Raw genomic sequence first — 20,025 nt, 5'->3', positions numbered from 1 at the left:
CAAACAACATGCCCATTGCTCCCTACCTCGATACCGCGCCCGTGCTCGGCACCGGCGTCTTCCTCCACGACTCGGCCCAGGTGATCGGCGACGTCACCCTTGGCAAAGACGCGTCCGTGTGGTGCAACGCCGTGCTGCGCGGCGACGTGAACCGCATCGTGGTGGGCGAGGCCACGAACGTGCAGGACCTGACCATGGGCCATGTCTCACACCGCAATGCCGCCAAGCCCGAGGGCTCGCCGCTCATCATCGGCAGCCATGTCACCATCGGCCATGCGGTGATCCTGCACGGCTGCCGCATCGGCGACGAGTGTTTGATCGGCATGGGCTCGATCGTCATGGACGATGCCGTGATCGGCGATCGCGTGATGCTCGGCGCGGGCAGCCTGGTGTCGCCCGGCAAGGTGCTGGAGAGCGGCTACCTGTATATCGGCCGGCCCGCCGTGCGCCAGCGTGCGCTGACGGACCAGGAGATCGCCTACCTGCGTTATTCGGCCGAGCACTATGTGCGCGTGAAGAACAACTACCTGGCGGGCACGCCGGATGCGGCGGTGGAACCGCCGCCCCAGCCCCTGTAAGTCGCACGCACCCGCTGGGTAAGGGCCTGGCGGGATAATCGGGTACTTCTTCCACGATTCCCCACTCGGCGGCACTGCATCGCCCTGGCCGCCCCCACCATGTCCGCCCCACCGCTCCGCGTCCTGTCCGTCATCCCGCCGATGACGCAGCTGAACACGCCCTACCCATCGACGGCCTACCTCACCGGGTTCCTGCGCTCGCGCGAGATCACGGCGGTGCAGGAGGACCTGGCGCTGGCGCTGGTGCTGCAGCTGCTGTCGCCCGACGGCCTGCGCGCCGTGGCGGCCAAGGTGGATGCGCTGCCCGCGAAAAAGCACAGCCCTGCCGTGCAGGCCTTTGCGGCGCAGCGCGACCGCTACCTGGCGACCATTGCGCCGACCATCGCCTTTTTGCAGGGGCGCGACACCACGTTGGCGCACCGCATCGTGGGGCGCAACTTCCTGCCCGAGGGGCCGCGCTTCGCCACGCTCGACGTGTACGTGGACGACGAGGGTGGCGACCCGCTGGGCTGGGCCTTCGGCGCCCTGGGCCTGCATGACCGCGCCAAGCACCTGGCCACCCTGTATTTGAACGACCTGGCCGACGTGCTGCGCGATGCGGTGGATCCGCGCTTCGAGTTCGTGCGCTATGCCGAGTCGCTGGCGGGCAGCCAGCCCACCTTCGAGCCGCTGGCGGCCGCCCTGGCCGGGCCGCTGAACCTGGTGGACGAGACCCTGCGCACGCTGGCCCTGGCCGCCGTGGAGCGCCATGCGCCCACGGTGGTGCTGCTGTCGGTGCCCTTCCCGGGGGCCGTGTACGCGGCGTTTCGCATCGCGCAGGCGATCAAGGCGGCGCACCCGCACATCGTCACCGTGCTGGGCGGCGGCTTCGTGAACACCGAGCTGCGCGACCTGACCGAGCCGCGCGTGTTCGATTATTTCGACTACGTGTCGCTGGACGCGGGCGAGCGCCCGCTGCTGGCGCTGCTGGAGCACATACAGGGCCAGCGCGGGCGCCAGCGCCTGGTTCGCACTTTCGTGCGCGATGCCGAGAGCGGCGCGGTGCGCTACATCAACATGCAGGAGGCGGACATCGCCTTTGCCGAGGTGGGTACGCCCACCTGGGACGGGCTGCCGCTGGACAAGTATTTGTCGCTCTTGGACATGCTCAACCCCATGCACCGGCTGTGGAGCGACGGGCGCTGGAACAAGCTCACCGTGGCGCACGGCTGCTACTGGAAGAAGTGCAGCTTCTGCGACGTGAGCCTCGATTACATCAGCCGCTACGAGGGCGCCTCGGCCAGCGTGCTGGCCGATCGCATCGAGGCCATCGTGCGCGAGACGGGGCAGACGGGCTTTCACTTCGTGGACGAGGCCGCGCCGCCCAAGGCGCTCAAGACCCTGGCCACCGAGCTGATCGAGCGCAACGCGGGCATCTCGTGGTGGGGCAACATCCGCTTCGAGAAAACCTTCACGCCCGAACTGGCAGAGCTGCTGGCCGACAGCGGCTGCATCGCCGTCTCGGGCGGGCTCGAAGTGGCGTCGGACCGGCTGCTGGACCTGATGAAGAAGGGTGTCTCGGTGGACCAGGTGGCGCGCGTGACGCGGGCCTTCACCGACGCGGGCATCCTCGTGCACGCCTACCTGATGTACGGCTTTCCGACGCAGACGGTGCAGGACACGGTGGACGCGCTCGAATACGTGCGCCAGCTGTTCGCCAACGGCTGCATCCAGAGCGGCTTCTTCCACCGCTTTGCCTGCACCGTGCACTCGCCCGTGGGCAAGGCGCCCGAGGAGTACGGCGTGACGCTGGAGCCCCTGCCGCCGGTGAGCTTTGCCAAGAACGACATCGGCTTTCACGACCCCACGGGCGTGGACCACGATGCCCTGGGCGGTGCGCTCAAGAAGGCGATCTACAACTACATGCACGGCATCGGCCTCGAAGAGGACGTGCGCAGCTGGTTCCCCTTCAAGGTGCCCAAGACCACGGTTCAGCGCAACCGCATCGAGCGGGCCTTGCAGCAGCGGGGCTGACCGGCATGCCCCGCCCGCCCTTCACCGCCGCCATCTTCGACATGGACGGCCTGCTCGTCGATTCCGAGCGCGCGACCCTGCGCGCCTGGACCGAGGCGGCCCTGGCGCTGGGCGTGGTGCTGCGCGAGAGCGACTACCTGCAGGTGGTGGGCAAGGCCGCGCAGGACTCGCACGCCATCCTGCAGGCACACCTGGGCGGGGTGGCGCCGTTCGAGCAGGCCATGGTGGCGGTGCGGGCCGCGCTGGAGGAAGGGGAGGGCAAGGAGCTGCTGTTCCCGCTCAAGCCCGGTGCGGCAGCGCTGCTCGCGCACTTGCAGGCTGCGGGCATACCGTGCGCGGTGGCCTCGTCGTCGCGCACCGACGAAATCGCGCACCGCCTCGCGCGCGTGGGCGTGCTGCAGCACTTCGCAGCCGTAGCCGGTGGCAATGAGGTGCTGCGCGGCAAGCCCGACCCGGCCCTGTATGCACTGGCTGCCGCGCGCCTGGGCGTGGAGCCGGCGCAGTGCCTGGCCTTCGAGGACAGCCACAACGGTGGCTGTGCCGCCCTGGCCGCCGGCATGGGGCTGGTGGTGGTGCCGGACCTGCTGCAGCCAGCGCCCGAGGTGGCGCAGGCCTGCGTGGCCGTGCTGGGTTCGCTGGAAGAAGCCCTGCCGCTGTTGCCGCGCTGGTTCGCGCCTGGCGCCAGCAGCTGACCGTCAGATGTTGGTCTGCGCCTCGGCTTCGAGCACCTTGCGGCGGGCCATGGCCAGGTTGGCGCGGCTGCGGTCGAGCACGTAGTAGATGAACAGGCCGTCGTGCTTTTCCACCGGGCGGATGATGTGGTACTGCTGGGTCAGCGTGATCAGGATGTCCTCGATGCTGCCCGCCAGACCCAGGGACTTCATGGTCTTCATCTTGGCGCGCACGACCTCGGTGTTGCCGGCGGCAGCCAGCTCCAGGTCCAGGCCGGTGCCCACGGATTCGAGCAGCATGCCGCTGTTGTAGTCCACCAGCGCGGCGCACATGGCGCCCTCGGTCTGCATGAGCTGGTTCAGGAGTTCTTTGGGGGTGAATGCCATGGCGTGGTCTCCGGTGGTAGTGGAACAGGGAACGGAACTACAAAGACGGGGCGCTGCCCGGTGGCGGCGTGGCAGCGCAGGCAGCAACCACCTGGTCGGCGGTGTTGCGACAGCTCCAGAGCAGCTTGCCCAGCAGCGACGATTCGTTGGTGACCACGGTGAGCACCAGGTCGCCCGAGGGCACGGGGACGTTCATCGAGACGATGTGGCCGCTGCCCGATTCGAGGATCAGCCGCTCGGGCGCGCTGTGCCCGGCCTCGCGCGTCATGGCGCCGGCCAGCGCACTGAGCGAGCCGGACATGGCCGAGAGCCGGTCGGCGTCCTGGCTGTCAGAGAGGGTGGAGGCCACCGTGAAGCCGTCGGCACTGGCCAGGGTGGCGCTCAGGATGCCGGGCGTGCCGCGCTGCAGTTCGCCCAACAGTTCGGCCAGCTGGGCGATGGTGACCAGGCGCAGCGCCGTGCCGGCAGACGAAAAGCCCGGGGTGCTGCCAATGCTGCTACTCATGTTCGATCTCCGCCATGCTCACCAGGACCGACAGCAAGAGGCGCACGTCGGCATCGCGCCGCACGTCCACCTCCAGCACCGGGGGGTTGTATCCAAGTGCGCCCAGCTGCTCGCAGTAGTCGGCGACGCTGGGCGAGGGGTGCGTGTCGAGCCGGCCCACGCCGACCACGGTGCGCCGCGCCGGCACGTGGGGCGCAAAGGCCTTGAGGTAGCGCGCCACCTCGCCCACCGGGTCGGGTTGCGAGTTGTCGGCCAGCACGATCAGGCCGAAGGCGCCCGCGCCCAGGATGTCCCACATGAAGCGAAAGCGCTCCTGCCCGGGCGTGCCGAAGAGCTTGAGCACCCACTGGTCGCCCAGGCGGCATTCGCCGTAGTCGAGCCCCACGGTGGTCATGGTCTTGCCGGGCATGGACAGCTCGGCGCCGCCGGTGATGGGTACGTCGGTGGAGAGAACCTCGCCATCGCTGATGGCGCGGATCGCGGTGGTCTTGCCGGCGCCCATGGGCCCCGTGAAGACGATCTTGAGATCGCGCGAGGTGCCAGTGGACACGGCGGGTGCAGGGGAGGGCATCACCATAGCTTGAGCCGTTCACGCAGGTTGCCGAGCCAGCCCGGCGGGGTGGCTGCGGCCGGTGGGTCGGAGGGCTTTTTCACAGATATGGCCGGTGCGGCAGGGGCGGCACTGCCTTCGTCCACCGCCAAGCCCAGCGCCAGGCAGGCTTCGAGGAACCAGCGCACGGTGGCCTCGGGCACGCCACTGCTCGTGCAGACCTGTTCGTAGCTCAATGCCCGGCTGGTCAACAGCGCCGCCAGGCGGGGATGGCCTGCGGCGGTGAGGCCGATCGCATCGGGCCAGCGCAAAAGCCGGTAGTGGCCGGTGCGCACCGGGGCGTTGGCACCCGACTGTGCCAGCCGCATGGCCAGGCTCCACAGCAGGTTGCGCAGGCTGTGGGCGGGCACGGAACGGATGAGCTCTTCCTCCACCGGGCTCACGCGGTGCGGCTCGCCCAGGGTGTAGGCGCCCGAGAGCAGCACCTCCATGGGCATGGAGGTGTGCACCAGTTGCTGCACGAAGTCGAACACGATCTGCTGGCCGGCGCTCATGGGCACCACGGCGCGGCGGCGCTCGGCGGTGCGGGTGCGCTCGCCCAGCAGCTCAAACAGGGCGCGCTGGCCCTTGACCGGGTCGAACTGCGACACACCGTGCACGCGCTGGGTGGCCGACTGCAGGACGGCGATGACATTGGTCATGCGCAAGGGAGTGGCCACCGTGAGATCGGCCGTGGCTTCCAGCGCCGCCCCCACGTCCTCGGGGTCCATCACGCGCACGGTGATACACGGGGCATGGAAGCGGTAGGGCCAGTGGCCGGGAACGAAGACCACGTTGCACTCGGCCAGTTGCTCGCTGAACCGCGCCCGGATGTTCACCCCGCCTTCGAGCAGCCGAACCAGGGCGCGCAACACCAGTTGGTCCTTCTGCGCAATGTCCTGGGTACCGATGACAAGACCGTCGCCCATATCAATCAAGCCCCATGTGCAGGATGGCGCCCGTGAAGGCGGCCATGGATGGCCCGGCCCGCGCTCGAAGCAGGGAGATCAGGAGCAGAAACGGCGAGCGCGGGACCTGGGCGGTGTTGCATCGCTGGGGCGGCCTCTCGGTGGTGGATACGACGACCACTGAGACGGCAACTCCCCTGAGCAACCCTGATCAAACGTGGCAGTCCCGCTGCCGTGGGCCCGGGAACAAGCGAAGAACTGGTTCCCAGGGCCGGTAGGCCGGTGACTTTGCGGACCTGGCTTTCGCACGGGGGTGCCGTTTCAGTGCTTTTCAGTATAGGGGAATGGGTTGCGCTGGCAACCCTTGATTGGCGCGCCCAGGCTCCCGCTCACGGCAGGCGTTTTCGGGTGTTGTTCTGGCGCACACACCACCGGCATGGCGCTGCGTGGTGGGCGCCCCGGTTACTTCTGCGCTACTTCTGCTTTTGGTAGGCCTTGTCGGCCGGGGGGCCGCGGTCCGTGTCCTGCAGGCCGCGCTGCACATCGCGGTAGGCCTGCTGCACTTGTGCGTCGGGCTTGCCGTGGGTCATGTCCACCGACTGGTCGCGCTCATGGGGCAGCTTGGGGCTTTCTTCCTGGGGGACGTTCTGCGCATCGGCATCGCCGCTGGTCGGGGTACTGGCCGTCTGGCGTTTGGTGGTGTCCACCGAGGGTTCGTTCTTCTGGCGGTCGGCGGTGGTGGGCATGGGGTTCTCCTGGGCGCCACGGGGGCGCAATGGGTTTCGTCCTCCATCGTAGGCATGCCCCGCAGCGTGCGGTGTAGGCCCATACCCCATGCGCGCGACAGGGCGCACCACCCACAAAACACTGTATGCCCAACCATATGCCACACTCTCGTCCTTATGTCTTCAACAGAGTGGGCCCAGGCGGCCCTGCAGTCGTTCGATGCGGTGGTGCAGGCCACCCCGGGGTTCCGCAGCCGGGGTGGCCAGCGGCGCATGGCCGAGCAGGTGGCACAGACCTTCAGCCAAGCCACGCTGGGCAAGGTGGACGAGGAAGCGGGTGATGCTGCGCCCACCCGTTCCATCGCCGTGATCCAGGCCGGCACGGGCGTGGGCAAGTCGCTGGCCTACTGCGCGCCGGCCATTGCCATGGCGCTGTCGCGGGGCACCCGGGTGCTGATATCCACCGCCACGGTGGCGCTGCAGGAGCAATTGGTCAACAAGGACCTGCCCGCCCTGGCACTGCTGTTGCCGCAGCCCTTCAAATTTGCGCTGGCCAAGGGGCGCGGCCGCTATGTGTGCAAGCTCAAGCTCGACCGCCTGGCCGGCACCGGCGAGGCCGAGGAGGTGATGGACGACGACCTGTTTGCCGAGGAAGAGGCTGCGGCCCGGGCCAAGCGCCCGCGCCAGGAGACCGAGGCACGCATCCAGTTCTACTCGGCCATGTCGCAGACCCTGGGCAAGGGCGGGTGGGATGGCGACCGTGACAGCCTGGACACGCCACCCGAGCCCGAGGTGTGGAGCGCCGTGGCGGCCGAGGGGGCCTCGTGCACCGGCAAGCACTGCCCGGCGTTCAGCCAGTGCACCTACTATGACAAACGCAAGGAGCTGATCGGCGCCCAGGTGATCGTGGCCAACCATGACCTGCTGCTGTCCTCGCTGGGCGCGCGCGTGCTGCCCGAGCTGGACAACTGCCTGCTGGTGCTGGACGAGGCCCACCACCTGCCCGCAACGGCCCTCGACCAGTTCGCCTGCAGCATGGACCTGAGCCGCGTGACCTGGATAGAGCGCCTGGCAAGCCGGGGCCTGCGCATCGGCGCGTTGCTGGAGGTGGAAGAAATCGCCGACATCCCCAAGCACTCGGGCCAGTTGCGCCAGACGCTGCAGGACCTGGCGCGCATCGTGATGGACGTTTACGGCCCGGCCCTCAAGAGCCAGAAGGACGCCTGGGGCCCGGCCCGCGTGCGCGTGCCGCGCGGTGTGCTGCCCGAGCAGTTGATCGCCCCGCTGGGCCTGCTGGCTGCCAGCGCCGACGGTTTTCTGGAGGCCTTGCGCGCCATCTCCAAATCATTGCGTGCCGAGATGCGCGACAAGCCCGACGAGGCGCGGCGCCTGTCCACCCTGTACGCGCAGATCGGCATGCTGGCGCCGCGCCTGGAAGAGCTGCACGCCACCGCCCAGTTGCTGCTGCAGGACGCACCCGAGGGCGCGGTGCCGGCGGCCAAGTGGTTCACGCTGGAGGTGGAGGGCGACTTCATCGTGGTGAAGGCGTATGCCAGCCCCATATTGCCCGGCACCACGCTGCGCAACCACCTGTGGAGCGCAGTGCGCGGCGCGGTACTGACCTCGGCCACGCTCACCAGCTGCGGGCACTTCGAGTTCTTCATGCGCGAGTCGGGCCTGCACGGCGATGCGGCCGCCACCACGCTGGAGGTGCCGAGCCCCTTCAACTACGCCGCACAGGGCACGCTGATAGCGGCCGAAACGCACGCCGACCCCAAGAACGCCGCCGCCTTCACGGCGGAGATGGTGGACGCGCTGCTCTACGACATCGCCAAAGTCGAGTACGGCGCGCTGGTGCTGTTCACCTCGCGCGAGCAGATGCGCCAGGCCGTGGAGGCCCTGCCCACCGCCATGCGCAGCGTGGTGCTGGTGCAGAACGCGCTGCCGCGCACGCTACTGCTCAAGCGCCACCGCGAGCGCGTGGCCGATGGGCAACCCTCGGTCATCTTCGGCATGCAGTCCTTTGGCGAGGGGCTGGACCTGCCGGGCCGGCTGTGCGAGTCGGTGTTCATCACCAAGCTGCCCTTCGCCCCGCCCGACGATCCCGTGGGCGAGGCCCGCGCTGAATGGCTGCGCGCCGTGGGGCGCGACCCCTTCAGCGAGCTGGTGGTGCCCGCCACCGCGATCCGCCTGGCCCAGTGGGTGGGCCGCGCCATCCGCACCGAAGAGGACCAGGCCCACGTGTACTGCTACGACAAGCGGCTCATGAACACCTCGTACGGGCAGCGCCTGCTCAAGGGCCTGCCGCCGTTTGCGCTGGAGCAGCGCAGGCCACGCTGAGCAGCGCCCCCCTTTGCCGCCATGCGGCACCGACCCTCTCTCCAGAAAAGAAAGAAAGCCTTCCATGACCCGCGCCATCCCCGCCTGCCCCCAATGTGGCCTGGAGAACACCTACCCCGACGGCAGCGGCAGCTATGTCTGCCCGGACTGCAGCTTCGAATGGCCCATGGTGGCCGAGGCGGCAGAGGCCGACGAGGCCGGGAGCGACGGCACCGTGCGCGATGCCCATGGCAACCCGCTGGCCGAGGGCGACGCGGTCATCCTGGTAAAGGACCTCAAGGTCAAGGGCTCGTCATCCACCCTCAAGAAGGGCACCAAGATCAAGGGCATCCGCCTGGTCGACGGTGCCGATGGCCACAACGTGGACTGCAAGACGGACCTGGGGAGCATGTTGCTGAAGTCGGAGTTTCTGAAGAAAGCGTGAATGCGCACGCCAGGGCCACTCCCGCATAATTGCGGCATGCACATCGGCCCTGCTCAACAGTCCCACATAGCAGACATCTGCCGGCGCTACCATGTGCGCCGCCTGCAGATGTTCGGCTCGGCAGCCGTGGACCAGGAGGGCCCCGACAGCGACATCGACCTGCTGGTGGAATTCATTCCTGGCGAGGCCCCCAGCGGTTTTGCGCTCGTGGACATGCAGGACGAACTGTCTGAAGCGTTTGCCGGCCGCAAGATCGATCTGGCTTTTCCATCGGTGATGAACAACCCATTTCGCCGCCACAGCATAGAGCCCCAGTTGCGCCCCCTGTTCCAGTGACGATTGATCGCACGCCCGCCCACCTGGCCGACATGCTGCAGTTCGTGCAGGAAATGCGGTCCCTGGCAGGGCAGTCGGACTGCGCAACATCCTTGCCCATGGCTCCGAGCAGGTGGCTCATGAATCCTGTTCAAGACCATCACGGACGATCTTCCTGCGCTGGAGGCCTCGTTGCAAGGGGTGTTGCAGGACATGAAGGGCCTGTGAGCGCAGACTTGTGGGACAAACGCGCACGCCCGACCGCGCGCTGAGCCGACACGACGGGGAAGGGGAGCGGCCTACAGTGAATTTTTACCCATTCACCATCTGCCGGAGGCACCCCATGCAACACGACACCCCTGCCCGCGAGACGCTGTGGAAGCTGATCAAGGACATCAAATTCGGCATGCTCACCCACCGCCATGCCAATGGCATGCTGCACGCACACCCGCTGACCACGCAGAACCGCAGCATCGACGAGCAGTCGCTGCTGTACTTCTTCATTCCCCGCAATGGCGAGCTCTATGGCCGCCTGCTGACCGACGGCCAGGTGAACGTGTCGTATGCCGACCCCGGCGATGACAGCTATGTGTCCCTGTCGGGCCAGGCCAGCTTCGTCGAAGACCTGGCACAGAAGGAAGCCCTATGGTCACCCATGGCCAAGGCCTGGTTTCCTGCGGGCCACACCGACCCCAACCTGGCGTTGCTGGCCGTGCGCGTCGGCCATGCCGAGTACTGGGACGTCAAGGAAAGCAAGATGGTGCAGCTTTACAAGATGGCCAAGGCCGCTATCACCGGCGAGCAGCCACGTGACCTGGGCGAGCACAAGGAATTGACGCTGTCCTAGGCAGCGCCGCGCATACCGCTGGTGCGCCCGCCTTGGGGCGCACCGTTCACTTCCGCACCACAGGAGATTGCCATGAGCAGCAAGGAAAACCAGACCGACGACGACCTGAGTGCCGCCAGCGACGGCAGCGGCAAGGTAGCCAACGCCCATAACAGCGCAGGCGACAAGACCACGCAGATCAACCAGGGCCGCCGCACGCCAGAGAGCCGTGGCGACCGCGATACCCACCTGGGCAGCGGCAACCAGGGGCAATCGCGCCAGGGCGGGGCCGGCAGCAGCAGCGGTGGTGGGAGCCGCGGCGCGGGCTGACGCCGCGCACGGCCGCCACGCACCAGAAAGGGCCCTTGGGCTCTTTCTTTTTGATGGCCGGCCCTTGAAAACGCCGATACACCATCCATTTACCATCCATATGGATGGCACAAGACGGCCAAAAGGCACCATGACCCCCACTTCCACCACCTCCCTGGCCTTGCGCAGCAAGGTCCCCGATTCGGAAAAGATCACCATCAACCTCGGCTATGTGGACCTGGGGCACATCGATCTGCTCGTATCGGAGGGCTTCTACGCCAACCGCACGGATTTCATCCGCACCGCCATCCGCAACCAGCTGAGCACCCAGAACGAGGAGGTGCGCCAGGTGGTGGCACGCAAGATGCTCGTACTGGGACTGCAGCGTTTTGGCCGCACCGACCTGGAGGCCGTGCAGGCCGCAGGCCAGACGCTGGAGATCCGGGTGCTGGGCCTGGCCAGCATCGAGGACGACGTGCCGCCGGCGCTGGCGCAGGCGACGATCGCCTCGGTCACAGTGCTGGGGGCTTTCCACGCCAGCCCGGCGGTGAAGGCGGCACTGGCGGGCCGCATCGGCTGAGACAAGCGCCTACCGTGGCGGGGTGCCCAGCGCACCACAACGGCGATTTCTTTCCTTTTCCATTCCAGACCGGCCCTTTCGAGCGGCGGCATTCCGAGACAAAAACCGACGGCACCAGCCGCCCAGGGGCGGCCGTGCCATGAACGGCGCACGCCCTACCAGCTCACCCCAAGGACCTTCCCATGGACTGGAACCACAATCTCAAGCAACTCCTCGGCAACGCCACCGACCTGGTGCGCAAAGGCCAGTTGGCCGACGCCACCCGCGCCATCCAGCAGGCCCTGGGCGGAATACCCGCCACCGCGGGCGCGGCAGGCGCCACAGCGCCCCATGCCGGTGCCACCGGCACCTTGCGCGAAGGCCGGGGAGGCATGCCCGCGTCCACGCCATCCGGCACAGGCTGGCGCAATGGCTTTGCGCAGGCCGATGTCGAAGACGCCGTGGTGATCGACCTGGATGAGGACACGCCCGCCCGCGCCCAGCCTTCCCCGGCCACGGGCCCTGCGAGCGCCCGGCACCCTGCCACGCAGGCGCCCGACAGCTTTACAAGGGTGGCCTTCGCACTGGCCGGCGCCCCGCAGGACCATTACTACCTGTATGTGCCGCCCGGGGCCGACAGCGGTGCCCCCATGCCCCTGGTGCTCATGCTGCATGGCTGCACCCAGGACCCCGAGGACTTCGCCACCGGAACGGGCATGAACGGCGCGGCGGCAGGGGCCCATGCCCTGGTGCTCTATCCCGCCCAGTCCGGCAGCGCCAACCCCAAGGCCTGCTGGAACTGGTTCCGGCCGCAGGACCAGCGGCGCGGCGGCGGCGAGCCGGCCACGCTGGTGGCCATGGTGCGCGAGGTGATGGCGCGCTACCCGGTGGACGACAACCGCGTCTATGTGGCGGGCCTCTCGGCCGGTGGTGCCATGGCGGCCCTGCTGGCGCGCGAGTACCCCGAGCTGTTTGCCGCCGTGGGCGTGCATTCGGGCCTGTCGGCCGGCGCGGCGCAGAACGTGATGGCTGCGCTGTCGGCGATGAAGACCGGCGCCAAGGCCGCCAGCACCAGCCCGTTCGCGACGACCACGCCCCCCGTCATCCAGCTGGGCACGGCGCTGCCCCTGATCGTCTTCCACGGCGACGCCGATGCCACCGTGCATGCGCGCAATGGCGAGCAACTGGTGGAGGCGGCGCTGGACGCCGCCGAGAGCGAGGTACTCCCTGCCGTGACCACAGGCCGGTCGGCCCACGGCCAGGGCTATACGCGCACCCTGTACCAAAGCGGTGGCGCCACGCTGGCAGAGCACTGGGTGCTGCACGGTGGCGGCCACGCCTGGGCCGGCGGCGATGCGCGCGGCAGCCATACCGATCCCCGGGGCGTATCGGCCACCGAGGAGATGCTGCGCTTCTTCCTCGCACACCCCCGCTGTTGACCCCTGGCCGCCCGCCACCATAATTTGCCCCCGGGGCACCACGCACCGCCCTATCCATACCAACAGCAAGGTGCGGTACCTCGGGGGAAATTCACCGTGGAAAACGTCTACATCACCATCGCGGGACTGGTGGCCATCGGGCTGGTCGTCTACTTTGTGCGGCGCGCCAGGCGCCAGGACAACACCCGCGCCGACCTGAAGATCACCGGCGTGCGCATCGACCCGCCCTCGGGCAGTGTGCTGCAGGCCAACACCCCCATCACCGTGACGCTGGACTACCGCTACTCGGCGCCCCGCGAGCCGCTGTATGTCTGGGTGAAGATCCTCGACACCACCTACGACTCAGTCTACGAGGGTTCGCACGACCGCATGGCGCCCGGCACGGGCCGGATCCGCCGTTCGGTGCACCTGACGCAGGCCGGCACGGTGCGCGAGCTGTTCATCGTGGCCAAGAACCAGGACTTCGTGGAGGTGTTCAACCAAGCGCTGGTCGTGGACTTCAGCTACGAGCAGGCCGAGGTCGGCGAAGAGTGGATGAACGACGGCAAAGGGTCGGAGATCACTGGCATCACCCTGGCCATCCCCTCGCCGGCCGTGGTGAAGGCCGGCACCCGCATCGGCGTGGACATCGCCTATGCGATCAACACCGAGGAAGGCCTGGACATCTGGGCCCTTCCCGAAACACAGACCAACATGACCTATGAAGGCACCACGGGCAGGCAGGTGGGCACGGGCGTCGTATCCAAGCACTTCACCGTCATCGACCCCGGCAAGCTCACCAGCGTCCGGCTGCTGATGAAGAACGCCGCCAGCCAGACGGTCTACGAGCGCGTCGTGCCGGTGGACTACACCTATACGCCGGCGTGAAGCCCGCCTGGCAGGGCCGCAAACCCTGGGCCGGGGCCGGGGCAAGGGCTTCGGTTTATCCTCCAGGCCCCATGTCCCGTATCGCCGTCATCGACTTTGAAACCACCGGCATTTCGCCCGGTCAGGGCGCCCGCGCGACCGAGGTGGCCATCGTGCTGCTGGAAAACGGCCGCGTGGTCGACCGGTTCCAGAGCCTGATGAAGACCGGCGCCTGGATCCCTGCCTTCATCACCCAGCTCACAGGCATCACCAATGCCATGGTGAACGCCGCGCCCGAGGCCGCCGGCGTGATGCAGGACGCCGCCCGCTTCGTGGGCAATGCGCCCATGGTGGCGCACAACGCCGCGTTCGACAGCAAGTTCTGGCAGGCCGAGCTGGCGCTGGCGGGCGTGGCCGCGCCGCACGCGTTCGCCTGCACGGTGCTGCTCTCGCGCAGGCTGTACCCCGATGCGCCGAGCCACAAACTGGGTACGCTGGTGGACTACCACGGCCTGCCGCGCACGGGCCAGGCCCACCGGGCCCTGGCCGATGCCGAGATGGCCGCCGAGTTGCTGGCGCGCATGCAGCACGACCTGCGCCAGCGCTGGGGCGTAGCCGAGCCCGGCCATGCGCTGCTGATGGCGCTTCAGCGCTGTGCCAAGCCCGGTATCGGCAAGCTGCTCGCACAGCATGGCAAGCCTGTGATCCCGGTGACCTGCTGACCGATCTCCCTGCCCGCAACCCTTGTTTGCTGGCGCGGGCATGCGGCGAATCGCCGAAAATGCGCGGTTGCCTTCTTGAACCGATTCACACCATTTTTTCCATGACCGATACCACCCAAGCCCCACCGCTGCCCGACCACCTGTCCGTCGACCCGCGCAGCCCGCACCATGTCGCGGCCGTGTTCGAGCACGACATCGGCATCCGCTTCAACGGCAAGGACCGCTCTGACGTGCAGGAATACTGCGTCAGCGAAGGCTGGGTGAAGGTGCCCGCCGGCAAGACGCTGGACCGCAAGGGCCAGCCGCTGATGATCAAGCTCAAGGGCACGGTGGAAGCCTTCTACCGCCAGCCTGAATAAGCCCTTTTCCGCCGATTCCATGGACGGGTTGGCCCCGGCGGCCTGGGTTATCCAATGCGATGGCAGCGCCATACCCAACCCCGGCCGCATGGGCCTGGGCGCCGTGCTGGTCGCGCCCGACGGCACGCGCCACGCCCTGTCGCAGGCCACGCACACCACCGGCTGCAACAACGAGGCCGAACTGGGTGCGCTGGTGATGGCCTTGAACGAAGCCCGGGCCCGCGGCGCCACCACATTGCAGGTCTACAGCGACAGCAGCATCCTGGTGGAGCAGCTAGGCGGGCTTGCCAAGCCATGCGTTGAACGGCTGGAGTCGCTGTACGCCGCTGCACGCGTCCTGCTCGAAAGCTTCGGCGAAGTACAGCTGCAGTGGATTCCCCGCCACCGCAATGGCGAGGCCGATGCCCTGGCGCGCGCGGCACTGGGTGCGCCGCCCAAACCTTCCGTGCACCCCTCCCTACGGGGCCTGCCGCGCAAGAAGCGCAGGAGCCCGCCGCCGCTGCCGGGCTGACCCCGGCCGGCGTTCACGACGGCTCGAAGCCCATCGCGGCCCGGTAGGCCGCGATCTTGGGCAACAGCACCTGGCGGCGCGCCAGGCTCTCGGGCGGCCAATGCGCTTCGCGTTCATAGTATTCAGTAACCACAGCCGCGCCTTGCGGCAGCACCACCCAGGGCTGCTTGGCGAGGGTGAAGATGTGGATGTCCGGCGGCAGGTGGTCGGGCGCATCGAGCGTGCCCACGCGCACGAAGGACACCAGCGGGCCCGCGCCCGCATAGTGGCTCCACACGGCCACATGGCAGTGCGGGCAGCGCGCGATCTTCTGGCCCAGGCCGCTTTCCGAAGGGGTGTCGACCAGCACAGGCGGGCCGCCCAGCAGGCGGATGCGGTCGGCCTCGATCATGGCGTTCAGCGCGAAGGAAGCCCCGCTCTCGCGCTGGCACCAGCGGCAGTGGCAGCAGTGCACGAACAGGGGTGCCGTTTCCATGCGGTAGCGCACGTGGTGGCAGTCGCAACCGCCTTCGAGCGGGAATGGGGGCGTGGACGGGAACTGCATGGCGATCACTCCGTGGAGTGCCGCACGTTACGGCAAAAGCCACACCCTGTCACTCCCGTCCTGTCACGCGCCGCAGTCTGCCGCGCGGGCCCGCAGCAGGGACTGTTCCTGCGCATTGTGCGTAAGCGTGGCGGCCAGTTCGAACTGGGCACGCGCTTCTGCACTGCGGTCCAGCTTGGCCAGCAGGTCGCCACGCACGCTGGGCAGCCAGTGGTAGTCGCGCAGGGCGGGGTCGGCGCCCAGTGCATCGACCAGCACCAGTGCGGCGGCGGGCCCGTCGGCCATGCCCACGGCCACGGCGCGGTTGAGCGCCACGACGGGTGAGGGCGCAACCTGCAGCAGCGCGTCGTACAGTGCCACGATGTGGTTCCAGTCGGTGTCCGCAGCACGGCGTGCGCGCGCATGGCAGGCCGCGATGGCGCCCTGCAGCGCGTAGGGCCCCCAGGGGTGGCCGGCGCGGGCCAGTTGCTCGGCCCGGTCGAGCGCGGCCAGGCCGCGGCGCACCAGCAGGTGGTCCCAGCGTGCGCGGTCCTGGTCCATGAGCAGCACGGGGCGACCCTCGGCATCGGTGCGTGCGGGCAGGCGCGAGGCCTGTATCTCCAGCAGCGCCACCAGACCCTGCACCTCGGGTTCGTCGGGCGTGAGGCCGGCCAGCACGCGCACCAGGCGCAATGCCTCATCGCACAGGGCCGGGCGCATCCAGTCGTCGCCCGCCGTGGCGGCATAACCTTCGTTGAAGACCAAATAGATCACTTCGAGCACCGAGGCCAGGCGCGGCGCACGCTCGGCCGCGCCGGGCACCTCGAAGGGCACATGCGCGGCCGTGAGACTGCGCTTGGCGCGCACGATGCGCTGGGCCACGGTGGCCTCGGGCACCAGGAAGGCGCGCGCGATCTCCACGGTGGACAGGCCGCCCAGCAGCCGCAGCGTGAGGGCCACGCGCGCCTCGGTCGACAGCACGGGGTGGCAGGCGGTGAAGATCAGGCGCAGCAGGTCGTCGCCGATGTCGTCCTGGCGTGCGGCATCGAGCGCATCGACGAAGTCCGGCGTGTACTGGGCTTCGAGTGCTTCCATGTCATGGCCCAGGGCCTCGTGCTCGCGCGCCTGCATGGCCTGCTGGCGCAGGTGGTCCAGGGCACGGTTGCGGGCGGTGGTCATGAGCCAGGCGGCGGGGTTGTCAGGCAGGCCGCTGGAGGGCCAGTGCTCCAGGGCAGCCACCAGCGCATCCTGCGCCAGCTCTTCGGCCCGGCCCACGTCGCGCGTCATGCGCGCCACGCGGGCAATGATGCGGGCCGCCTCGATGCGCCATACCGATTCGATGGTGCGGTGCAGGGCATCGGGGCTGGGCGCAGCCATGGTCAGCCGAGTGCCTTGCTGGCGTCGACCATGTAGGCGAACTCCCAGGTGTGGCCATCGAGGTCGTCGAAGCCATGGGCGTACATGAAGCCATGGTCCTGCGGTGCGCGCGGTGACGTGGCGCCGGCGGCCACGGCCTTGGCCACCAGGGTGTCGATCTCCTCGCGGCTCTGGGCCGACAGGCAGACCAGCACCTCGGAGGTCTTGCGCGCATCGGCCACCGCCTTGTCGGTGAAGGTCTTGTAGAACTCCTCGACGAGCAGCATCACGAAGAGGTTCTCGCCGAGCACCAGGCAGGCACCCTGCTCGTTGGTGAACTGCGGGTTGAAGTCATAGCCCAGCGCGCGGAAGAAGGCTTGCGAGCGGCCCATGTCCTTGATGGGCAGGTTGACGAAGATCATCTGGTGTTGCATGGCGGTCTCCTGAGTGGATGAAACGATAAGGGATAACGGACGGGGAAAACAGGGGGTGATGCGAAAGCCGGACAGGATCACTTGGCAGCCTCGGCCGCGAGGAAGCCCAGGCCGTCCTCGAAGTCCTTGCCGACCATGTGGTCCATGTTGAAGAACAGGTGCATGAGCTTGGCCAGGTAGGGCACGGGGCCGTGCATGGCCCAGGTGACGCGGGTGGCCTTGCCGCCACCATCGGGCGCCAGCGTGAAGTCCACGCGGTTGTGGGCCTCGAACGGTGCGACGAAGTCGAGCTTCATGCCCACATGGGAGGGCACGGTGGCCTCGGTGATCTCCATGCTGCCCGTGCCCACCTTGTCGCCCTGCCAGGCGTAGCGGGCGCCGGGGCCGGAGGTGGCGGTGCTGTACTCGCCCTTGGCACCGGGGTCCTTGCGCTCGTAGGGGTTCCAGGTGTTGAAGCGGCGCAGGTCCTGGACCAGGCCGAACACGCGCTCGGGCGGGGCCTCGATCACGCGGCTGCGCTCCACACGGAAGGTATCAGGGCGGGTGGCCGCATAGGCCAGCAGCAGGGCCAGGGCGGCCAGCACGACGAAAGCAATGGTCTTGATCATGGTGAATCCTGGGGTGGTCGTGGGAAATCGGGGTCAGCCGCGTGCGGCCTCAATGTCGCGAAAGCGCTGCACGCCTTCGCCCGGTGCAAAGTCGTCGAGCTCGAAGACCGGGCGCACCTCGATCTCGGCCGGGAGCCCCTCGCCGCGCGGGTTGGGAAAGCGGCGCGCCCACTCCATGGCCTCGTCGCGCGAGCGCACCTGGATCAGCGTGTAGCCGGCGATCAGTTCCTTGGTCTCGGTGAAGGGCCCATCGACCACCGTGCGCTGGCCACCGCTGCCATAGTACACACGCCAGCCCTGGGCGCTGGCCTTGAGGCCCATGCCATCGAGCAGCACGCCGGCGCGCGACAGCTCCTCGTGGTAGGCGCCCATCACGGCCAGCATGTCCTCGCCGGGCAGCACGCCGGCTTCGCTCTCCGGGCTGGCCTTGACCAGAATCATGAATCGCATGGCACATCTCCTGTGTGTGGAAGTCGCTGTGCAGGGGATGGAAATTCCCTGCGCTTATCCTCCACGACGGACAGGCGCCCCCGGAATCGACACGGATTCCGAAAAATCAGGGTTTGTACCTAGAAAATTTCGATCCCCCAATGAGAACAGCCCATGCCGGGCACGGCATGGGCTGTTTGCAAAGGAAGGCGCAGCGGTCAGCGCTTGGCCGCGGGGTTCTGCGCCATGTAGGCGAGGGTGGCGCTGGTGAGGGCGCGCACGCCGATGCGCAGCGCCTTCTCGTCGATCACGAACTCCGACGAATGGTTGGGCGCACCGGACTTGTCGCCGAACGGCGAGGCATACAGGTTCCAGAACACCACGGGCACGCCGCTGCCGCCGAAGGAGCCGAAGTCCTCCGAGCCCATGGAAGGCAGCACTTCCTTCGCCTTGTCGGCGCCACCGGCGGCGACCGCGAAGGCCGGGGCCAGGGCAGCCGTGATCTTCGGATCGCTCACCACCACCTCGTAGCCAGTGTCGATGGTGACCTCGGCCGTGAGGCCGGCACTCTCGGCGATCTTCTGGGCCTTCAGGCGGATGCTGTCGTGCGCGACCTTCTGGTTGCGCGCCGAGAGCGACCGCACAGTGCCGCCAATCTCGGCCGTGTCGGGCAGGATGTTCACGCGGTTGCCGCTTTGCAGCAGGCCCACGGTGACCACGGTGGGGCCGTCGAGCGGGTCGATCTGCTGGCTGATGATGCCCTGCAGGGCGAGCACGATCTCGGCGGCCGCCAGCGTCGGGTCCTTGGCGGTCCAGGGCGAGGAGCCGTGGCCGCCCTTGCCCTGGAGCTTGATGTTGAACACATCGCCGCTGGCCATGAAGCTGCCGGCGCGGTAGGCCAGGGTGTTGCCCGGTGCGCGGGCGCTGATGTGCTGGCCCATCACGACGTCGACCTTGGGGTTGTCGAGCACCTTGGCCTCCATCATGGCCTTGGCACCGCTGGGCACGGGGCCCGGGCCCAGTTCCTCGGCCGGCTGGAACAAAAAGACCACCGTGCCCGCCAGTTCGCTGCGCACGCTGGACAGCGCCTGCGCCGCGCCCAGCAGCATGGCCACGTGCGTGTCGTGCCCGCAGGCGTGCGACACCGGCGTCTCGTTGCCGCGCCACTGCGCACGCGCCGTGGACTTGAAGGGCAGGTCGTTGCGCTCCTGCACGGGCAGGGCGTCCATGTCGGCGCGCAGGGCCACCACGGGGCCCGGCTTGCCGCCGCGCAGCACGGCCTTGATGCCGGTCTTGGCGATGCCGGTCTGCACCTCGATGCCGGGCATCCTGGCCAATGCCGCTGCCACATAGGCAGCGGTCTGCACCTCTTCGTAGGACAGCTCGGGGTGCTGGTGGATGTGGCGGCGCCAGGCGATCACCTGGGGTTCGGCCGCATCGGACAGGGCCAGCACGCGCTGGGCCAGGGGCGAGGTGGTCTGGGCAGAGGCGGACATCGCCAGGCCGGCGAGCAGTGCGGCCAACGGCAGGAGCCGGTGTTTCATGGAAGAAGCCTTCGTAAGAATGGACAGGGACGGCAGCCACTCTATCGCCAAGCCCATGCCGCGAACAGTCACAATTTCGTTCTAGTGACAACCAGAATGCATCAC

Annotated in this window: 25 protein-coding genes and 1 riboswitch; of the genes, 14 read left to right on the top strand and 11 right to left on the bottom strand. The window is 68.2% G+C overall.

Annotation, left to right across the window (positions count from 1 at the left end):
* The first annotated feature begins 8 nt into the window (after window positions 1-8).
* The 3 genes from ASE31_RS05180 to ASE31_RS05170 all read left to right on the top strand — a co-directional run bounded on the left by ASE31_RS05180 (window position 9) and on the right by ASE31_RS05170 (window position 3,283).
* On the top strand, window positions 9-578 hold the full coding sequence (locus tag ASE31_RS05180; RefSeq protein ID WP_057200465.1) for a gamma carbonic anhydrase family protein: 570 nt from the start codon (window positions 9-11) through the stop codon (window positions 576-578).
* Window positions 579-677: 99 nt separating this feature from the next.
* A complete protein-coding gene (locus ASE31_RS05175) occupies window positions 678-2,591 on the top strand; it encodes a radical SAM protein (protein WP_200961073.1) in 1,914 nt (637 codons plus the stop codon).
* 5 nt (window positions 2,592-2,596) lie between these two features.
* Window positions 2,597-3,283, top strand: coding sequence for an HAD family phosphatase (locus ASE31_RS05170; protein WP_057200463.1), 687 nt, complete (start codon window positions 2,597-2,599; stop codon window positions 3,281-3,283).
* A gap of 3 nt (window positions 3,284-3,286) precedes the next feature.
* On the opposite strand, the gene ASE31_RS05165 is transcribed toward ASE31_RS05170, so the two are convergent.
* The 5 genes from ASE31_RS05165 to ASE31_RS05140 form a co-directional block, all read right to left on the bottom strand.
* A complete protein-coding gene (locus ASE31_RS05165) occupies window positions 3,287-3,649 on the bottom strand; it encodes a hypothetical protein (protein WP_057200462.1) in 363 nt (120 codons plus the stop codon).
* A gap of 37 nt (window positions 3,650-3,686) precedes the next feature.
* On the bottom strand, window positions 3,687-4,154 hold the full coding sequence (locus tag ASE31_RS05160) for a roadblock/LC7 domain-containing protein (RefSeq protein ID WP_057200461.1): 468 nt from the start codon (window positions 4,152-4,154) through the stop codon (window positions 3,687-3,689).
* Window positions 4,147-4,725: an ATP/GTP-binding protein gene (locus ASE31_RS05155; RefSeq protein WP_057200807.1), complete on the bottom strand. Its 579-nt coding sequence runs from the start codon at window positions 4,723-4,725 to the stop codon at window positions 4,147-4,149. Before ASE31_RS05155 ends, ASE31_RS05160 begins: the two co-directional genes overlap by 8 nt.
* Complete coding sequence (locus ASE31_RS05150; RefSeq protein ID WP_057200460.1) at window positions 4,725-5,672, bottom strand: hypothetical protein; 948 nt, start codon at window positions 5,670-5,672, stop codon at window positions 4,725-4,727. The genes ASE31_RS05155 and ASE31_RS05150 overlap by 1 nt, the downstream gene beginning before the upstream one ends.
* A gap of 195 nt (window positions 5,673-5,867) precedes the next feature.
* A riboswitch (cyclic di-GMP riboswitch) is annotated at window positions 5,868-5,979 on the bottom strand.
* 145 nt (window positions 5,980-6,124) lie between these two features.
* Complete coding sequence (locus ASE31_RS05140) at window positions 6,125-6,397, bottom strand: hypothetical protein (RefSeq protein ID WP_057200458.1); 273 nt, start codon at window positions 6,395-6,397, stop codon at window positions 6,125-6,127.
* 156 nt (window positions 6,398-6,553) lie between these two features.
* Here ASE31_RS05140 and dinG point away from each other — a divergent pair, with 156 nt between their 5' ends.
* From dinG to ASE31_RS05085, 11 genes are all read left to right on the top strand, one after another.
* The gene (gene dinG, locus ASE31_RS05135; protein ID WP_057200457.1) at window positions 6,554-8,716 is read left to right on the top strand and encodes an ATP-dependent DNA helicase DinG; all 2,163 of its coding nucleotides are present in this window, start codon (window positions 6,554-6,556) and stop codon (window positions 8,714-8,716) included.
* A 64-nt stretch (window positions 8,717-8,780) separates the two neighbouring features.
* On the top strand, window positions 8,781-9,140 hold the full coding sequence (locus ASE31_RS05130) for a zinc ribbon domain-containing protein YjdM (RefSeq protein ID WP_057200456.1): 360 nt from the start codon (window positions 8,781-8,783) through the stop codon (window positions 9,138-9,140).
* 36 nt (window positions 9,141-9,176) lie between these two features.
* Window positions 9,177-9,476, top strand: coding sequence for a nucleotidyltransferase family protein (locus ASE31_RS05125; protein WP_057200455.1), 300 nt, complete (start codon window positions 9,177-9,179; stop codon window positions 9,474-9,476).
* A gap of 322 nt (window positions 9,477-9,798) precedes the next feature.
* Window positions 9,799-10,302, top strand: coding sequence for a pyridoxamine 5'-phosphate oxidase family protein (locus ASE31_RS05120; RefSeq protein WP_057200454.1), 504 nt, complete (start codon window positions 9,799-9,801; stop codon window positions 10,300-10,302).
* 72 nt (window positions 10,303-10,374) lie between these two features.
* On the top strand, window positions 10,375-10,611 hold the full coding sequence (locus ASE31_RS05115; protein WP_057200453.1) for a hypothetical protein: 237 nt from the start codon (window positions 10,375-10,377) through the stop codon (window positions 10,609-10,611).
* Window positions 10,612-10,741: 130 nt separating this feature from the next.
* A complete protein-coding gene (locus tag ASE31_RS05110; protein ID WP_057200452.1) occupies window positions 10,742-11,170 on the top strand; it encodes a hypothetical protein in 429 nt (142 codons plus the stop codon).
* Between the two features lie 182 nt (window positions 11,171-11,352).
* Window positions 11,353-12,588: a PHB depolymerase family esterase gene (locus ASE31_RS05105; RefSeq protein ID WP_057200451.1), complete on the top strand. Its 1,236-nt coding sequence runs from the start codon at window positions 11,353-11,355 to the stop codon at window positions 12,586-12,588.
* Between the two features lie 96 nt (window positions 12,589-12,684).
* Complete coding sequence (locus ASE31_RS05100) at window positions 12,685-13,455, top strand: hypothetical protein (RefSeq protein WP_057200450.1); 771 nt, start codon at window positions 12,685-12,687, stop codon at window positions 13,453-13,455.
* 71 nt (window positions 13,456-13,526) lie between these two features.
* Complete coding sequence (locus ASE31_RS05095; protein ID WP_057200449.1) at window positions 13,527-14,156, top strand: PolC-type DNA polymerase III; 630 nt, start codon at window positions 13,527-13,529, stop codon at window positions 14,154-14,156.
* Between the two features lie 101 nt (window positions 14,157-14,257).
* Window positions 14,258-14,515 carry a DUF3297 family protein gene (locus tag ASE31_RS05090; RefSeq protein ID WP_057200448.1) on the top strand — a complete coding sequence of 86 codons (258 nt, stop codon included), beginning with the start codon at window positions 14,258-14,260 and terminating at the stop codon, window positions 14,513-14,515.
* A 19-nt stretch (window positions 14,516-14,534) separates the two neighbouring features.
* Window positions 14,535-15,026, top strand: a complete 492-nt coding sequence (locus ASE31_RS05085) for a ribonuclease HI family protein (RefSeq protein ID WP_057200447.1) — start codon at window positions 14,535-14,537, stop codon at window positions 15,024-15,026.
* A gap of 13 nt (window positions 15,027-15,039) precedes the next feature.
* On the opposite strand, the gene ASE31_RS05080 is transcribed toward ASE31_RS05085, so the two are convergent.
* From ASE31_RS05080 to ASE31_RS05055, 6 genes are all read right to left on the bottom strand, one after another.
* Window positions 15,040-15,570, bottom strand: coding sequence for a GFA family protein (locus ASE31_RS05080; RefSeq protein WP_057200806.1), 531 nt, complete (start codon window positions 15,568-15,570; stop codon window positions 15,040-15,042).
* 63 nt (window positions 15,571-15,633) lie between these two features.
* Window positions 15,634-16,926 carry an RNA polymerase sigma factor gene (locus ASE31_RS05075; protein WP_057200446.1) on the bottom strand — a complete coding sequence of 431 codons (1,293 nt, stop codon included), beginning with the start codon at window positions 16,924-16,926 and terminating at the stop codon, window positions 15,634-15,636.
* Between the two features lie 2 nt (window positions 16,927-16,928).
* The gene (locus ASE31_RS05070) at window positions 16,929-17,339 is read right to left on the bottom strand and encodes a VOC family protein (RefSeq protein WP_057200445.1); all 411 of its coding nucleotides are present in this window, start codon (window positions 17,337-17,339) and stop codon (window positions 16,929-16,931) included.
* 77 nt (window positions 17,340-17,416) lie between these two features.
* A complete protein-coding gene (locus ASE31_RS05065) occupies window positions 17,417-17,947 on the bottom strand; it encodes an SRPBCC family protein (protein ID WP_057200444.1) in 531 nt (176 codons plus the stop codon).
* 33 nt (window positions 17,948-17,980) lie between these two features.
* Window positions 17,981-18,397: a YciI family protein gene (locus ASE31_RS05060; RefSeq protein WP_057200443.1), complete on the bottom strand. Its 417-nt coding sequence runs from the start codon at window positions 18,395-18,397 to the stop codon at window positions 17,981-17,983.
* 197 nt (window positions 18,398-18,594) lie between these two features.
* Window positions 18,595-19,920: a M20 family metallopeptidase gene (locus tag ASE31_RS05055; protein ID WP_057200442.1), complete on the bottom strand. Its 1,326-nt coding sequence runs from the start codon at window positions 19,918-19,920 to the stop codon at window positions 18,595-18,597.
* Between the last annotated feature and the right edge of the window lie 105 nt (window positions 19,921-20,025).

Origin of the sequence: Acidovorax sp. Root217, assembly GCF_001428645.1 — a bacterium.
Taxonomy (GTDB): domain Bacteria; phylum Pseudomonadota; class Gammaproteobacteria; order Burkholderiales; family Burkholderiaceae_C; genus Acidovorax.
This window is presented reverse-complemented; position numbering and strand designations above follow the sequence as displayed.

Coding starts and splice junctions, on each gene's coding strand:
- ASE31_RS05175 (WP_200961073.1), top strand. CDS start 678: ATGTCCGCCCCACCGCTCCGCGTCCTGTCCGTCATCCCGCCGATGACG.
- ASE31_RS05110 (WP_057200452.1), top strand. CDS start 10,742: ATGACCCCCACTTCCACCACCTCCCTGGCCTTGCGCAGCAAGGTCCCC.
- ASE31_RS05085 (WP_057200447.1), top strand. CDS start 14,535: ATGGACGGGTTGGCCCCGGCGGCCTGGGTTATCCAATGCGATGGCAGC.
- ASE31_RS05080 (WP_057200806.1), bottom strand. CDS start 15,570: ATGCAGTTCCCGTCCACGCCCCCATTCCCGCTCGAAGGCGGTTGCGAC.
- dinG (WP_057200457.1), top strand. CDS start 6,554: ATGTCTTCAACAGAGTGGGCCCAGGCGGCCCTGCAGTCGTTCGATGCG.
- ASE31_RS05065 (WP_057200444.1), bottom strand. CDS start 17,947: ATGATCAAGACCATTGCTTTCGTCGTGCTGGCCGCCCTGGCCCTGCTG.
- ASE31_RS05060 (WP_057200443.1), bottom strand. CDS start 18,397: ATGCGATTCATGATTCTGGTCAAGGCCAGCCCGGAGAGCGAAGCCGGC.
- ASE31_RS05160 (WP_057200461.1), bottom strand. CDS start 4,154: ATGAGTAGCAGCATTGGCAGCACCCCGGGCTTTTCGTCTGCCGGCACG.
- ASE31_RS05155 (WP_057200807.1), bottom strand. CDS start 4,725: ATGCCCTCCCCTGCACCCGCCGTGTCCACTGGCACCTCGCGCGATCTC.
- ASE31_RS05125 (WP_057200455.1), top strand. CDS start 9,177: ATGCACATCGGCCCTGCTCAACAGTCCCACATAGCAGACATCTGCCGG.
- ASE31_RS05120 (WP_057200454.1), top strand. CDS start 9,799: ATGCAACACGACACCCCTGCCCGCGAGACGCTGTGGAAGCTGATCAAG.
- ASE31_RS05105 (WP_057200451.1), top strand. CDS start 11,353: ATGGACTGGAACCACAATCTCAAGCAACTCCTCGGCAACGCCACCGAC.
- ASE31_RS05165 (WP_057200462.1), bottom strand. CDS start 3,649: ATGGCATTCACCCCCAAAGAACTCCTGAACCAGCTCATGCAGACCGAG.
- ASE31_RS05090 (WP_057200448.1), top strand. CDS start 14,258: ATGACCGATACCACCCAAGCCCCACCGCTGCCCGACCACCTGTCCGTC.
- ASE31_RS05070 (WP_057200445.1), bottom strand. CDS start 17,339: ATGCAACACCAGATGATCTTCGTCAACCTGCCCATCAAGGACATGGGC.
- ASE31_RS05095 (WP_057200449.1), top strand. CDS start 13,527: ATGTCCCGTATCGCCGTCATCGACTTTGAAACCACCGGCATTTCGCCC.
- ASE31_RS05075 (WP_057200446.1), bottom strand. CDS start 16,926: ATGGCTGCGCCCAGCCCCGATGCCCTGCACCGCACCATCGAATCGGTA.
- ASE31_RS05140 (WP_057200458.1), bottom strand. CDS start 6,397: ATGCCCACCACCGCCGACCGCCAGAAGAACGAACCCTCGGTGGACACC.
- ASE31_RS05055 (WP_057200442.1), bottom strand. CDS start 19,920: ATGAAACACCGGCTCCTGCCGTTGGCCGCACTGCTCGCCGGCCTGGCG.
- ASE31_RS05150 (WP_057200460.1), bottom strand. CDS start 5,672: ATGGGCGACGGTCTTGTCATCGGTACCCAGGACATTGCGCAGAAGGAC.
- ASE31_RS05130 (WP_057200456.1), top strand. CDS start 8,781: ATGACCCGCGCCATCCCCGCCTGCCCCCAATGTGGCCTGGAGAACACC.
- ASE31_RS05180 (WP_057200465.1), top strand. CDS start 9: ATGCCCATTGCTCCCTACCTCGATACCGCGCCCGTGCTCGGCACCGGC.
- ASE31_RS05115 (WP_057200453.1), top strand. CDS start 10,375: ATGAGCAGCAAGGAAAACCAGACCGACGACGACCTGAGTGCCGCCAGC.
- ASE31_RS05170 (WP_057200463.1), top strand. CDS start 2,597: ATGCCCCGCCCGCCCTTCACCGCCGCCATCTTCGACATGGACGGCCTG.